The 14135-nt window shown below is 33.5% G+C and carries 13 protein-coding genes; 6 read left to right on the plus strand and 7 right to left on the minus strand.

The window, feature by feature from the left end; genetic code table 11:
- Positions 1-212 precede the first annotated feature (212 nt).
- From ACQKNC_RS02315 to ACQKNC_RS02325, 3 genes are all read left to right on the plus strand, one after another.
- Complete coding sequence (locus ACQKNC_RS02315) at positions 213-1082, plus strand: cation diffusion facilitator family transporter (RefSeq protein WP_427423274.1); 870 nt, start codon at positions 213-215, stop codon at positions 1080-1082.
- Between the two features lie 227 nt (positions 1083-1309).
- A complete protein-coding gene (locus tag ACQKNC_RS02320) occupies positions 1310-1420 on the plus strand; it encodes a GNAT family N-acetyltransferase (RefSeq protein WP_427423504.1) in 111 nt (36 codons plus the stop codon).
- Positions 1421-1533: 113 nt separating this feature from the next.
- Complete coding sequence (locus ACQKNC_RS02325) at positions 1534-1959, plus strand: GNAT family N-acetyltransferase (RefSeq protein ID WP_427423275.1); 426 nt, start codon at positions 1534-1536, stop codon at positions 1957-1959.
- Between the two features lie 150 nt (positions 1960-2109).
- Here ACQKNC_RS02325 and ACQKNC_RS02330 read toward each other — a convergent pair whose 3' ends face one another.
- A complete protein-coding gene (locus ACQKNC_RS02330; RefSeq protein ID WP_427423276.1) occupies positions 2110-2628 on the minus strand; it encodes a GNAT family N-acetyltransferase in 519 nt (172 codons plus the stop codon).
- 505 nt (positions 2629-3133) lie between these two features.
- On the opposite strand from ACQKNC_RS02330, the gene ACQKNC_RS02335 reads away from it, so the two are divergent.
- Entirely contained in the window at positions 3134-4168 is a 1035-nt protein-coding gene (locus tag ACQKNC_RS02335) for a YdcF family protein (RefSeq protein WP_427423505.1), read from the plus strand.
- A gap of 524 nt (positions 4169-4692) precedes the next feature.
- Positions 4693-5217, plus strand: coding sequence for a SpoIIIAH-like family protein (locus ACQKNC_RS02340; RefSeq protein WP_427423277.1), 525 nt, complete (start codon positions 4693-4695; stop codon positions 5215-5217).
- Between the two features lie 261 nt (positions 5218-5478).
- On the opposite strand, the gene ACQKNC_RS02345 is transcribed toward ACQKNC_RS02340, so the two are convergent.
- Both ACQKNC_RS02345 and ACQKNC_RS02350 read right to left on the minus strand, forming a co-directional pair.
- Positions 5479-5661, minus strand: a complete 183-nt coding sequence (locus tag ACQKNC_RS02345) for a hypothetical protein (RefSeq protein ID WP_427423278.1) — start codon at positions 5659-5661, stop codon at positions 5479-5481.
- A gap of 356 nt (positions 5662-6017) precedes the next feature.
- Positions 6018-6563, minus strand: a complete 546-nt coding sequence (locus ACQKNC_RS02350) for a GNAT family N-acetyltransferase (protein ID WP_427423279.1) — start codon at positions 6561-6563, stop codon at positions 6018-6020.
- Positions 6564-6731: 168 nt separating this feature from the next.
- Between ACQKNC_RS02350 and ACQKNC_RS02355 the strand changes: the two genes are divergently transcribed.
- Positions 6732-7319 (plus strand): site-specific integrase, encoded by a 588-nt coding sequence (locus ACQKNC_RS02355; protein ID WP_427423280.1) that lies wholly within the window; start codon positions 6732-6734, stop codon positions 7317-7319.
- A gap of 103 nt (positions 7320-7422) precedes the next feature.
- Here ACQKNC_RS02355 and lepA read toward each other — a convergent pair whose 3' ends face one another.
- The 4 genes from lepA to gpr form a co-directional block, all read right to left on the minus strand.
- Positions 7423-9249: a translation elongation factor 4 gene (gene lepA, locus ACQKNC_RS02360; protein ID WP_427423281.1), complete on the minus strand. Its 1827-nt coding sequence runs from the start codon at positions 9247-9249 to the stop codon at positions 7423-7425.
- A gap of 407 nt (positions 9250-9656) precedes the next feature.
- Positions 9657-11552, minus strand: a complete 1896-nt coding sequence (locus tag ACQKNC_RS02365) for an acyltransferase family protein (protein WP_427423282.1) — start codon at positions 11550-11552, stop codon at positions 9657-9659.
- A gap of 569 nt (positions 11553-12121) precedes the next feature.
- On the minus strand, positions 12122-13030 hold the full coding sequence (gene spoIIP, locus ACQKNC_RS02370; protein WP_427423283.1) for a stage II sporulation protein P: 909 nt from the start codon (positions 13028-13030) through the stop codon (positions 12122-12124).
- A gap of 52 nt (positions 13031-13082) precedes the next feature.
- Positions 13083-14099 (minus strand): GPR endopeptidase, encoded by a 1017-nt coding sequence (gpr, locus tag ACQKNC_RS02375; protein WP_427423284.1) that lies wholly within the window; start codon positions 14097-14099, stop codon positions 13083-13085.
- Positions 14100-14135: the final 36 nt, after the last annotated feature.

A 14135-nucleotide genomic window follows, 5' to 3' on the forward strand; every position in this document is an offset into this window, starting at 1 on the left:
TTCTTCTCTTGCTTTATGAAGATTGTAGCGAGTGCTCTCAATGCTATTTTTGGGTTGTATAAAATTTCTATTAAAGATGGGTAAGTGTCTTTCCTTTATGCAACTTTTTTTCACACTAGTTATTTAATAGAAATTAGGAAAAAACGTTGCTATAGACCCACTCAAAGTTTACTTGGTATCATAAGTCTATATTTAACAGGAGGTGATTTAAGGTGCATTCATCAAAGATTGCATTTTTATCAGTTATAAGTAATTTTACTGTTGTCATATTAAAAATTATCGTTGGATTGTTCACTGGATCAGTTGCAATTTTATCGGAGGCAATCCATTCTTTGTTAGACTTACTTGCTTCTTTTATTGCCTTTCTCTCCGTACGAATCTCCGGTAAACCAGCTGATGAAGAGCATCCATACGGACACGGAAAAGTTGAAAATATTTCTGGAACGATTGAAACACTATTAATTTTTGTTGCTGGGATTTGGATTATTTATGAATGTATTCATAAAATTATTACTCCCACACCCATCAAACTTCCAATTCTAGGAATACTGGTCATGTTATTTGGCGCCTTGATTAATTTTGTTGTATCAAGGATTGTTTATAGAACTGCAAAGAATATCAACTCTGTTGCCATGAAATCAAATGCACTGCATTTACTTACGGATGTCTATACATCATTGGGTGTTGCCTTGAGTTTATTGATTGTTCATTTAACTGGCTGGTATATTTTAGACCCGATCATCGGTATTATATTAGCATGTTATATAATGACGGAAGCTTTCAAACTGATGAAAGAAGCATTTCCTCCATTATTGGATGCACGATTATCAAAGGAAGAGGAAGAACAAATTATTCAAATTATTGAATCATTTAAAGATGAATACATCGAGTATCACGATTTCCGAACTAGACGTTCTGGTGCGGAAGAATATATCGATTTCCATTTAGTCGTTACTTCAAATAAAAGCATTGAAACAGTTCATGATTTATGTGATCGTATTGAAGAAAAGATTAATAGCATCTTTCATAAAGCCAATATTCTTATTCATTTAGAACCGGAGAATGAAAAAATAAATGAATGATTTAAAATGACCAGGTCTTAAGTGCCTGGTTATTTATTTAATTGCTAAATAGTTGGAAACGAAAAAAATATTTTTAATGGGATTTGGAAAGCCAAGGAGAGTGGCGATTTTTCTGGTATGCAGTTGATGAGGAAACTAAGAAAAAATTATTGGTACAATCGAATATGGAGTAGCGAATGAATTAATTCAAAAAAACAGTATAAGAAGATATAACAAACTTCCCTGAGATTGGGAAAGTTTTTGTTCACCCCAACTTTCAAAATTGTGGAATAGGATCTTTGTTACTTCAAAAAATATTCATCACGCTTGAGAGTAGAAATGTGATAGGTTTTTTTTAGATAGTGGATACAATAAGGCACAAACTTTTCACTGGAACATTATTGGAATAACAACAGCCATCATATGATTTGGAAACGAAATTTCACATTATAAAATAGGAGGAAAAAAATTTATGCAATACAAAATCTCACAAGAGCAAAGTGAACGTAAAAAATCTTTAATTAATAATAAGCTTTACGAGTACAATTTAAAACATTTTCCAAAAGATTTAAGAGGCAGATATCAAGAAATTAACCTCTTCCTTTCAGATGAAAATGATCAAATCCGTGGTGGCATATTGGGGGAAATTTGCTGGAATTGGTTAGAGATACATACACTTATGATCGAAGAGGATATTCGTGGATTTGGCCATGGATCTAAATTGTTATTAGAAATCGAACAAATTGCTTTAAATAACAAATGCGATTTTATAAAAGTAGATACACTAAGTTTTCAAGCATTAGATTTTTATCAAAATCACGGATACCATATCTACGGTACATTAGACAATGTCGGAAGGGATTATGAACACTACTATTTAAAAAAGAATCTTTCATAGGATAACCAAATTTCCTTCTAACAATTTGAAAAGAAAAATAGTTAGAAACTTACTATCAATTTTAAATAAATCTTGATAAAAATGAAATTCGGCGTAAAAATTAACCAAAAATTCTTATGTACAATACCATAAAGTTGTAATTGTAATCGCTTAATCTTCATTATACTTATTCTTTTGTACTGAATATATATGATGCATTTTACTAAAAATAAACGACTCCTTGTCCTTCATAAAACTATTTTTTTCAGCCACACGAATTGATGCTTCATTTTTAGGATCAATAATACTTATTATTTTTTCTTGTCCTAGATGTGTAAATCCATATTCTACACAACCTTTAGCTGCTTCAGTTGCATATCCTTTCGACCAATATTTTTTATTGATATGGTAGCCCACTTCAACTTCAGCTTTTCCATCAACTATTTGTTTAACGAGGCCACAATCTCCAATTAATTCATTTGATTCCTTTAAATATACAGCCCATAAACCATAACCATCTTCTCGATATCGTTGTTTATTTTTTTTAATCCAATTTTTAGTTTGCAGTAAAGTAAATGGGGCTGGATAGTATTTCATTGTTTCAGCATCTGAAAAAATTGAGTATAGGGCAGTAATATCATCATCATTAAATTCTCGTAATTTCAACCTTTCTGTTTCCATAATTATCATTATAGTTCCCTCCTTACAACAATTCAGCTCATCACCATAACGTGTGGTTGATTTCGCCTCGGCATAATTTTTGCTGTCGCTGCGCTTTCGCACAGAAAAACATTTGTTGCTGTCGCACAGATAAATTACCACAAGATGTTGCGTTCTTAGACTGAGTTCCTCTATTTCAGTAGGTGTTTTGACACCCCCTGAAAGGGAATCACATCCGCATTCATCTCACTACCTTCAAATGTAGGAGTCTTCTACTGAATGAAAATAAATAGCATACGTTTTAACAAAATGTCATCCACACTTTTGATGGTGAGGCAAAAAATTTTCTTGTTTAATTAACAATATTTTTAAGGTTTAAGTAAGGATTAAGTAAAAAGGATGTAATTTCAAAAATCTATGCTTGTATATAGGAGCTTAATAGAAAAACAATGCTTTATACTTAGTATTTTCTTTAGTAGGTATTTTTTTGTAAAATAGAATAATCAATAATATATAGTCGAGGTGTAAGGTTTTGATGTATTTTGGAATTATTCCACTTATCCTATTTTTTATTTTTCTGTATTCTTATTTGAAAGATCCCAGAAAGATAATAAATGGCTTTTTATTTAATATTTTCTTCTGTTCATTTCTTTTATTTTGTACGATTGCTTCTTTAGCATCTGAAAACAATAATATAAAGCTTTTAGTTATTATTCCTTTAATAGCACTGTTTTTCATTATACCTTTTGGAATTGTAGCTTTAATGTTCGGCCTATTTCTTAATGCAAGAATTTTAATGAAAAGAGAAGGAAGACGCTTAGCAAACTCCTTAACTTTAATTGCAGCTATCATTATTTTATTATTAATAGTCATGCCTATTATTAGCCCATCCAGTTTGTTATCAAATATATTTCAACCTATTTTTGGTGGCGTATCGCTTATAATTTTTTATTTCTTAATTCATTTATCTAACTTTCTAACTGCATATTTCCTCTATCAGTTTAATAAACCAAAGTATAACCAAGATTTTATCATCGTGCTAGGCAGTGGTTTAATTAACGATAAAGTACCACCACTTCTTGCAAGTAGAATTAATAAAGCCATTGATTTTTATCACAAACAAGCAGCGGTTACCACACCACCAACAATTATTTTCTCAGGAGGACAAGGTTCCGATGAAAATCTGCCTGAAGCGGAAGCGATGCAAAAATACGCTGTTGAAAAAGGAATTCCTATTGAGCATACAGTGCAAGAAAATCGTTCTGTAAACACCTATCAAAATATGTTATTTTCGAAACGAATGATGGATACTTTAAAACCAGGTGATACACATAACAGCATCTTTACAACGAATAATTTCCATCTTTTCCGAGCTGGTCTATACGCTAGACAAGCTGGTCTGAATAGCCAAGGTATCGGCTCAAAAACAGCTTTTTATTATTGGCCCAATGCAATGGTTCGTGAATATGTTGCAATTGTTGTAATGGGGCGTAAAAGACATATGAAAGTTGCTGGGGTAATTCTCGGAATCTCTCTATTCCTTTCTTTAATTGGCTTTTTATTCTTTTAGTTATGTGTAAAAAAATATTTCAACAAAAGGGTACTGAATCTTAACTATTCTTGTATCCTTTTTTTAATCGTTGACAATAAGCTTTTCCCCCTGTAGCCACAAACTGGACATGAAACAATCCGTTCGTTCATGACACCTGTTTTAAATGCGAAGGCAAAACTTAATTTTGATAATTTAAAGCGGTTCTGCAAATCTGACAACAAAATGAGTTGTTTTCGTATAACTACCGACATACTTATAAATAAAAATCAAAGCTTAAGTCCAAAAATTACTTGATTCATTTTTTGATTCTCTCTTTCATAGGAATATATTTTATGTAAGCAAGACCATGCTCTACTAATTCTCTTTCAAGTCAGGGCTCATTAAATACGTACTTCTTGCCATTAAAATATTTTTTTTACATATAATTCGTAAACGATACTGCTATATATGTTCATATTTTTTTTATTCATTATAAATTTCTCATAAAACAGACATTGAAAAAATGTGGTGTTTAACCAAATTTATTGATGGAGGGATAGTGAATGCACCTACAAAAAAAATCATCATGGTTACTTGCATTATTAACTCTAGTAGCGGTTATTTCAGTGTATTATTTGATGGATTCAACAAAACAATCAAAAGAGGAGATTACCTTGACAGAAGATGCAGATCAAAAAGCAACAATACAGAATGTGACAAAGGAAGTATCTTCTCCGAGCCCTTTATTTGAAGAAACGCGCCTACAAGTTAGTAACGAAAGAAACCAACTTCGGCAAAAGTTAACACAAAAAATCACGTCAGATGAGTATTTTGCTGAAGAAAAAAATAAGGCCTCTATTGAAATTGATACTCTCCTTAAAGAAGAATCTACAGAAGCAATACTAGAAACGCAAATTAAATCATTAGGCTTTACCGATGCTTTAGTACGAATAGAAGGAGAAGACGTTTCCGTAACAGTGATAGCGAAGGAATTATCAAAATTTCAAGCAAATGAAATTATCTATCTGGTAAAAAAAGAATGCGAAGATGCAAATGTACAAGTTAAATTCGGTGCAAACAATTATTAAATTATAGAGATCATTTACGTTCAACTAAATTTCCAATGCAACCACGCCTTTGCTAAAATATATCCATTTAAAGACATAAATCTGAATCAAAATTACTTGAGTACCACCCTTTCTATTCGACAAATCTTTAGTTATCAATGGTTTGTCGGATTATTTTTACCATATTTTATTTTTCTTTATCTCCTAATATGTCATGATTATTCGCTGAACACGGTGGCATTTTTTTACAATTCTCTACGATATAATTTCCAATAAAACTATCTAAAAATCTTTAATAAATGTATTTAGTATAAACACTAAAACTCCTAATACAACACAAATATTTACAATAACTATACCAATTTTATTATCATCTTTATCTTCCTTATGCTGTTGTTTTGTCTTTCTATATAAACCTTGAACCTTTTTTTGCATTTGGATTTTATCTTTTTTATTTTGGCTCAATCATTTCTCCTCCATTTCCAATCACTAATTTTCCAAATCCAAACAAATGTATTCCTTATAAAGAAAAATAACTTGGTGTTCATGATTAATTGCGTTTCAGAAAATAACTTGTTTGTGGATAAATAAAACTGCTCGATTGTTATAATAATACATCATATAACATTTATTTGGATGACTTTTTCCAATTATCATTCCAGTTGCCCATTTCTTTATCTCCGAACAATGTATCCTCTTACACGCAACAGCTTTATTAACATCTATGGAAGGTTTATCTTAAACAAAAAAGCCAATCTTCCTTTTAAAGAAAATCAGCTATAACTAATTCTAATTGTATGGTTAATATATTGTTAATTTTTTTACAGGTACCCATGATTTTGTTCAAATTCTTCTCTTGTCATTCCATAGCAAACGCCATCATAATAAGCACCTTTTGTGAAAATGATTTTTCTTAGTTGCCCTTCTTTCATGAAACCTAATTTTTCATGTAGGCGCATGGATGGTTCATTGAATGAGTAAACTGTTGTATTTACTTTTTGATATGCGCGTTCTGAAAAGAAGAAGCGAAGAACCATTAGAATCATTTCTTTTGCATACCCTTTACCTCTATAAGGCTCAAATACAGCTAAATAGTAATCAAAGATACCATTTTTCAAATCACAATCAAATGTTTCAATCATCCCAACAATATTATTGTCTTTATCTACTGCAATAAAACGGAATTCATCATCTTCTTCAGATAATTGTTCTTCTACCCATTCTGTCATTTTATCAGCTGAGCGAGGAAAATGAATCGAATCCATATTTCGTAGAATTTCATCATCTAAAAATTCAAATATAACGATATCTTCTGGTTGTATCGCTCGTAGTGTAAGATTTTGTCCTGTCCAATAACTAACTGTCATTTTTCATCCTCCAGTGCATTCAAAATAGCAATAATAATAAAAATTGGTTATATGACCCAATATTATTTAAAACGTTTTAAGTATAGTAAAGTTTCTGTTAAATTTATCTTTTTTGCTATTTCTTAATAATTGGTTTCCTGATCTTTTACAGAAGATCATCCATTTTATTTGACATTTCATATTGGTTTTCATTGTGGAGTTCGAGTAGGAGAATTATGCGGACTTGAATGGAAGCATATTAATTTTGATGAAATGACAGAGGAAATTGAACAGCAATTAGTTAATAAAAGAATTACAGTTGAAAACGAAAAGGATTATTATAAATGGGGTGTAGGTTCGCCTAAATCTAAATCTGGATATCGAACTATTCCAGTCGGTAGATCCTTAATGGAAATATTAAAAAAAGCGAAAAAGAAACAACTTGAAAATCGATTAAAATATGGTGAATTTTATCTTCAAGATCCTGATCATGAATTTGTTTGCAAAAAAGAAAACGGTGAACATTACTCACCTGCTGTTATAAAGTATCAAACAATAGAGTTGATTACAAAAAAACTTGGTATCAAATTTAATTACCACTATCTAAGGCATACCTATGCAACTATGTTAATCGAAAGTGGACAACCAATAATAACAGTTCAAAAAAGATTAGGACACAGCAGATCAGCAATTACTGAAGACCGCTATGTCCATTTAATTCAAAAGATGGCAAGGGATGCTGCCGATATTTTTGATTCCATCGCAAGAGATTTATAAATTGCTGGCACAATTTAATAACGGTGGCAAATCGATGGCATCCTCCATCCAAAGTATATAAAATTTTTTATTTATAACCCATATAAACGTTGGTATATCAACGTTACTTCGAATCATCCATCTTCAGAACAGCCATGAACGCTTCTTGCGGAACCTCGACTGAACCTACTTGTTTCATACGTTTTTTACCTTCTTTTTGTTTATCAAGAAGTTTTCGTTTACGGGAAATATCCCCACCGTAACATTTCGCTAATACGTTTTTACGCATGGCTTTAATTGTTGAACGAGCCACAATTTTTTGACCAACTGCTGCTTGAATTGGCACTTCAAATTGTTGACGTGGGATTAATTCTTTCAATTTCTCTACGATGACTTTACCACGCTCGTACGCAAAGTCACGGTGTACGATAAAGCTTAGTGCATCGACTTGCTCACCATTTAATAAGATATCCATCTTCACTAGTTTTGAAGTCTGGTAACCAATGAGTTCGTAGTCAAATGATGCATAGCCCTTCGTATTTGACTTTAAATAATCAAAGAAATCATAAACGATTTCTGATAACGGCATTTCATAAACAATGCTGACACGTGTCGTATCAATATAATCCATCGTCATAAAATTACCGCGCTTTAATTGACAAAGCTCCATAACAGCTCCTACATAATCGTTTGGTACCATAATTGTAGCTTTTACATACGGTTCTTCCACTCGATCAATTTTTTGAGGATCCGGCATAAATGATGGGTTATCAACCTTAACTGTAGATCCATCCGTCATTTGAACATTGTAAATTACAGAAGGTGCTGTTGTGATTAAATCAATGTTAAATTCGCGCTCGATACGCTCTTGAATAATTTCCATATGTAGAAGCCCTAAGAAGCCACAACGGAAACCGAAACCAAGAGCTTGTGATGTCTCTGGTTCATATTGTAGTGCAGAGTCATTGAGCTCTAGCTTTTCTAACGCTTCACGTAAGTCATTATATTTTGCTGTATCGATTGGGTATAGTCCACAATAAACCATTGGATTTAAACGGCGATAACCTGCTAATGGCTCAGCCGCAGGGCGATTAGCAAATGTAACTGTATCCCCCACACGAGTATCACCTACATTTTTAATAGATGCTGTTAAATAGCCTACGTCACCTACTGTTAGTTCAGCCTGTGGTACAACTTTTGGTGTGTGTACCCCTACTTCGATAACTTCAAATTCTGCTCCAGTAGCCATCATACGAATTTTATCGCCCGGTTTTACTGTACCATTGACAACTCGAATGGAAATAATAACACCTTTATAAGCATCATAAATAGAATCAAAAATAAGGGCTTGTAGCGGTGCTTCTGGATCACCAGTTGGTGCAGGTACCTTCTCTACAATTTGCTCTAAAATATCTTCAATTCCGATGCCAGCCTTGGCAGAAGCTAGTACCGCTTCAGAAGCATCTAACCCGATTACATCTTCAACTTCTTGACGTACGCGTTCTGGGTCTGCAGCTGGTAGATCGATTTTATTGATAACTGGTAAAATTTCTAGGTCATTATCAAGGGCTAAATAAACATTTGCTAGTGTTTGTGCTTCAATACCTTGTGCTGCATCGACAACTAAAATTGCGCCCTCACAAGCAGCTAAACTACGTGATACTTCATATGTGAAATCGACGTGTCCTGGTGTGTCGATTAAATGGAATGTATACACTTCGCCATCTTTCGCTTCATACTTTAATTGAACTGCATTTAATTTAATCGTAATGCCTCGCTCACGCTCTAAATCCATTGAGTCGAGGAGCTGTGCTTTCATTTCACGGGAAGTTAATGATTTCGTTTGCTCTAAAATACGGTCAGCAAGCGTAGATTTCCCGTGGTCAATATGTGCAATAATTGAGAAATTTCGTATATTCTCTTGTCTTTTTAAACGTGCTTCTCGGTTCATCTTTTCCACTCCTAATTAAACTATAATGAATTATACTATGAACCTTATACAAACCACAACAATAGAACGGCATAAATGCTGTTAAATCAATGGTTATTCTAAATAGTGTGCCGTTCCTCTGCGAATCAGTGTGAAAAACGATAAAGAGTTGCTAAGAGATATTTCCTATACCTTTCATAAAAAAATAGTCAGCTACACCCAGGAATGGTGCACGCTGACTATTTTTTTACTAAAATCATTTATGCCTCAGCATAGTTGCGTCCAGAGGCTTTAGCCAAGCAAATGTTTTTGCGCGAAAGCGTAGCGTCAGCAACGTGTATTGTCTGTACTTGTCGCAACTAATTCGATACCAAAACACTTATATCTATCGTTTCACTTTCGTTACAAAAACACCCTACTGAAAGAAGTTAAATATTTATTGTTTGTTGAATAAGATTTGTTAACGTATTAACACCTTTTTGTTCTAAATGTACGCCGTCTGGAGCAAAAAATTCTGGATGGTTGATAGCAACCGAATGCCAGTCAATCAATGTAATATTATCATGCTCTTGAGCTTTTTGTTGTAATGAATAATTTACTTTACTTTCCCAAGAACGCGGTACCCGAGTATTCACTAAATAAATATTGGCATTGGAGAAAGCTTCAAGAAGTGCGTCAATCTGATCGTTCGAGAAGAAACCATTTGTGCCAAGTTGAATAATAACTGCTTTATCTGGTTGATTAAAACTAGCATAATTTGGTGCCAGCTTAACAGCTTGTGAAACTTGGCGACCAATTTTTGCATCAATTGTAATATTAGGATAGATATTATGTAAGCTTGTAGCAATATCTATCATTAAAGAATCTCCAATAGCTAATACATTATTGGATTCATCTTTAGAAATAGCAGTTGTATCATTTTCTCCCTGCTTAGGCTCTTCTTTGTCTGGTTGAGGGTTAGTTTCAGATTCTGCATTTTCAACATTCGATGAATCGGTTTCTGATGTTTCTTTTTTCGTTACGATATCATCTTGCTTAGCAGCTGATTCTGCACCATTAATTTTAACTTCTGTTACATGGGACTCTTTTGATTCCGTTTGTTCTTTTCCTACGACACCTGTCATTCCAGTCAAAAATACTAAAAGGAATAGAGGAATGAGCACCGTTGAAATTTTTCTAGTTACCGAAAAGCTTCCCCATTTATTTTTATTAAATTTAACATACTGTCGATAATAAGAGCGGAATCCTTCCTTGCGTATAGGCATTTCGATAAAACGATACGATAATTCAGCAATAATCAAAATAAGAACTAGCTGTAAAGCAACTCGCCAGTACGCAGGATTACCTATTTCGTGGACTGGCGTACCTAATACCATAATCGGATAATGCCATAGATAGATTCCATACGATCTTGAACCAATCCAACGTAGAGGCTTCAAAGAAAGGATTTTTCCTAAAATGCTAATTGGATGACATACACACGCTATTAATATAGCTGCATTTAAACAAAATAGGAACATGCCTCCTCTATATAAGAAAGTTTGATATTCATCTACAAAAATAATACTTAAAATAAAAATACTAAAAGCAACCAAACTTATAGCATTTAGTTTATTGACATTGTCAGTAGATAGTTTTTGTGAAGATAGTCTTTTCATCGGCCAAACGAGAGCCAGCCAACAACCTATAAGCAATTCAAAGGAACGCGTATCTGTCCCGTAATATACACGACTCGGATCAGCTCCTGGCTCATACATTATGCCCATTAACGTAGCTGAACATAATGCACCGATAAAAATGAAGATGGCTAATTTACTCTGTTTTTTAACAATAAAAAGCCCTAGCATTAATAGAATTGGCCAAATAAGATAAAATTGTTCCTCAATGGCTAAAGACCATAAATTTTTTAAAGGTGAAGGAGATCCAAAACTATCAAAATAAGAGAGTTTATGAAAAATGAACCACCAATTACTTGAATAAAAAATGGAGGCTATTGCATCTCCACGCAATGTATTAAGAAGTTCCTTATGAAATAAGGTAGCCCAAGCGAATGAAGTAATAATCATTACGTACGCAGCAGGTAGGAGGCGTCGAAATCTACCGACCCAAAATTTCCCTAAACTTACTGTTAACTGATTTCCTTTTAAAGGTAAAATAGTAGAGGTTATTAAGTAACCTGATAAAACAAAAAAGATATCAACTCCTAGGAACCCACCTTTGGCCCATCCGAAGTTAAAATGATAAGCTATAACAGCTAATACTGCTAAAGCTCGAATCCCATCTAATCCAGGGATATAACGATGATTGACTACCTTGCCTGACATAATATTCCTTCCTCTTCTTCTAATAATCCATCAAAATTTTCGATATTTTTTATAGTGTAAATAGTATAAAGCCAAAAATCGTCCCCTTTTAATTAATGATTCAGTGCATTCACTTATATAAATGACGGATGAGTATTTATAAAAGTTTAGAGAAAATGATATCTTAGAAAATTTTTTTATTTTTTCACATCATATGTATAGTTGTCCTTCATTCTTTAGAAATTAAGGTAATTCTTTATTTTAGCCATCAAAAAAGCATCTCCAAAATGGTAGATGCTTTAAAAGCGTTTCTCGCCTATTACATATGCCACTACAAAACTATTACAACTCATAGTCAAATCTTTATGTGCCGCCTCGAAAATTATAAGACAAGAAATGAATAAATAAAAGGGCTTAACAATTATTTTTTCTAAATATAATTCCTGGTATTTTCGCTAAAAAGCCATCCAATTTCCATAATTTCTTCTAAGTGCAATGTCTCAACAAATAATTAGCCAAAAAGGAGACTTTAAATAGAGTCCCGTTTTTTGCCAATTTCAATATTAAAAATATAGTAATCTAAAAATTATTTAATCTTGTTTTTCTGTAATGAAGGATTTTGCTATGGCTTTTCCTATTACAGCAATTGTACGATTCAATTCTGCTTCTGTATTGTCAATTCCACCCAGTTCAATTAGTATCATTTCTTTTGTTATATCTTGATTATAACGTCCATCTACATTGTCACCACTTTTTGAGATAACACCCCTAGAAATCTTCGGAACAATTTCATTCATAGCAGCAGATAGACTTTCTGCATAAGCAGTATTCCATCTATAATTCTTATGCTCTGCACCAATGACAATTGCAATCCGTGCATATGATTCGTTGTTATGTGTTAACGTTGTCGCATCTCTTTTGGCAGAATCACGATGCAAATCAATAACTAAATCATAGGATTGCTCTTGTAAACGTTTTGCTAAATAAGGACGTACAAAGTTGTAAGATTCCGGAAAACTTTTCCCTTTAAGTTTTAGTTCCTTGCTAACATCAACACCTAAAACGTCCGTTTGTATACCGTTCATGCTAAAATGCTTAGAAATAGTATCTTTTAAATTATAAATATTTGTTTTTTCATCATAATAGGCCGCTTTCCCGCTAACAGCTTTCACCATTGGTTGATATGATTCATATGAATGCGTAAATAATAACAATACTTTAAATGGATCTTTTGTTTGTTCTTTTGTTTGCTCTTTTGTTTGCTCTTTTGTTTGCTCTTTTGTTTGCTCTTTTGTTTGTTCTTTTGTTTGCTCTTTTGTCTGCTCAAGTGCACTTTGTCCATCTAAATTAGTAGCGGCAAACACGACTTGTTTATCCTCTGGTTCTTTAATCGGAGTCGATGCTTGCTTGTTGAACGGAAGTTGCCCAGCAATGACAGGTAATACGAAGAAGAACAATAATAAACCAAATGACCACTGTAGTTTTTTTAGCAAAGTCACACCCTCCTCCCCTTATCGTATGGAGGGGATGTGCCTTTTAGAACGAAAAAAATTATAGGTTATTTGCCCATTTCATAAGCATAGATGACACAAGTTTTGCATACTTATCTATCCAATAATCGGCTTCCTTGGGCGTGACCATCAGCTGTGTATGCGAGCCCGCGAAAGTCTCTGCAAACAATTGCTGACGCTCTTCTTTAGACCACGTAGCCCACTCACCAAAAATCGGCTTCACTAAAGACATATCTAGTTCTTTATTTGTATCTGGTTGCCAAGACGACAATGACAATTTTGATGAAGGTTTACTCCGCTCTGCCACTCGTGCAGCTATAGAACGTAGCATTAGCTCTACAGCGTCTGCAATTAATACAGGTGCGTCAACTACTGTTGGGATACCAATTGCGGTAACAGGAATGCCAAGCATCTCATATGAGATTTCCTTACGTTGATTTCCTACGCCAGAACCAGGGTGTATCCCTGTATCCGTTAATTGAATAGTTTTACATAAGCGATCACTAGCTCTTGTTGCAAGTGCGTCTACAACAATAATTAATTTGGGCTGTAGACGCTCTGCCAACGCCGCTACAAATTCACCAGTTTCATAACCTGTTTGCCCCGTTACACCAGGCGCATACATGACAAATTTTTCATTAATTACATCTAGACTATGCAAATGATCAATAAGATATGGTCCTATAGCATCTGGTGTAATTGTACGATTACCTAAACCAATAATTAAAATTTTGTCATCTTCTTTCCATGACATGGATTCATGCATTTTTTTAAAATTCACAAGCAATTCTTTCTCAAGCTGCTCAAATCCATCCTGATCATCAAGCGTCAAAGTAGGAACAGACAGTGTAATGTACTGCCCTTTCTTTTTCCCAATTTGCTTCTCACCCTCTGCATTAACGAGCACATCAGTGATTTTTACCCGACCAGCACTAATATCTTCAATTTGAATACCACTCGAATCTTCAAGCGTTTCTTTTTGCTCTTTCGTTTGATGTAAAACAACCTCTTCAGACTCATCAATTAAATCCGTACGTTGCCAATTTAAATTTTGCATACAGTTCACCTCAACTGTAGTTTGTTCAAACTGTCA

Source organism: Lysinibacillus sp. NPDC094177 (assembly GCF_050279145.1).
Lineage (GTDB): Bacteria > Bacillota > Bacilli > Bacillales_A > Planococcaceae > Lysinibacillus.

Bases quoted from the DNA above. Each gene is read 5' to 3' on its own strand.
- ACQKNC_RS02350 (WP_427423279.1), bottom strand. From the start codon at position 6,563: ATGACAGTTAGTTATTGGACAGGACAAAATCTTACACTACGAGCGATA.
- lepA (WP_427423281.1), bottom strand. From the start codon at position 9,249: ATGAACCGAGAAGCACGTTTAAAAAGACAAGAGAATATACGAAATTTC.
- ACQKNC_RS02325 (WP_427423275.1), top strand. From the start codon at position 1,534: ATGCAATACAAAATCTCACAAGAGCAAAGTGAACGTAAAAAATCTTTA.
- ACQKNC_RS02330 (WP_427423276.1), bottom strand. From the start codon at position 2,628: ATGATAATTATGGAAACAGAAAGGTTGAAATTACGAGAATTTAATGAT.
- gpr (WP_427423284.1), bottom strand. From the start codon at position 14,099: ATGCAAAATTTAAATTGGCAACGTACGGATTTAATTGATGAGTCTGAA.
- ACQKNC_RS02335 (WP_427423505.1), top strand. From the start codon at position 3,134: ATGTATTTTGGAATTATTCCACTTATCCTATTTTTTATTTTTCTGTAT.
- ACQKNC_RS02365 (WP_427423282.1), bottom strand. From the start codon at position 11,552: ATGTCAGGCAAGGTAGTCAATCATCGTTATATCCCTGGATTAGATGGG.
- ACQKNC_RS02340 (WP_427423277.1), top strand. From the start codon at position 4,693: ATGCACCTACAAAAAAAATCATCATGGTTACTTGCATTATTAACTCTA.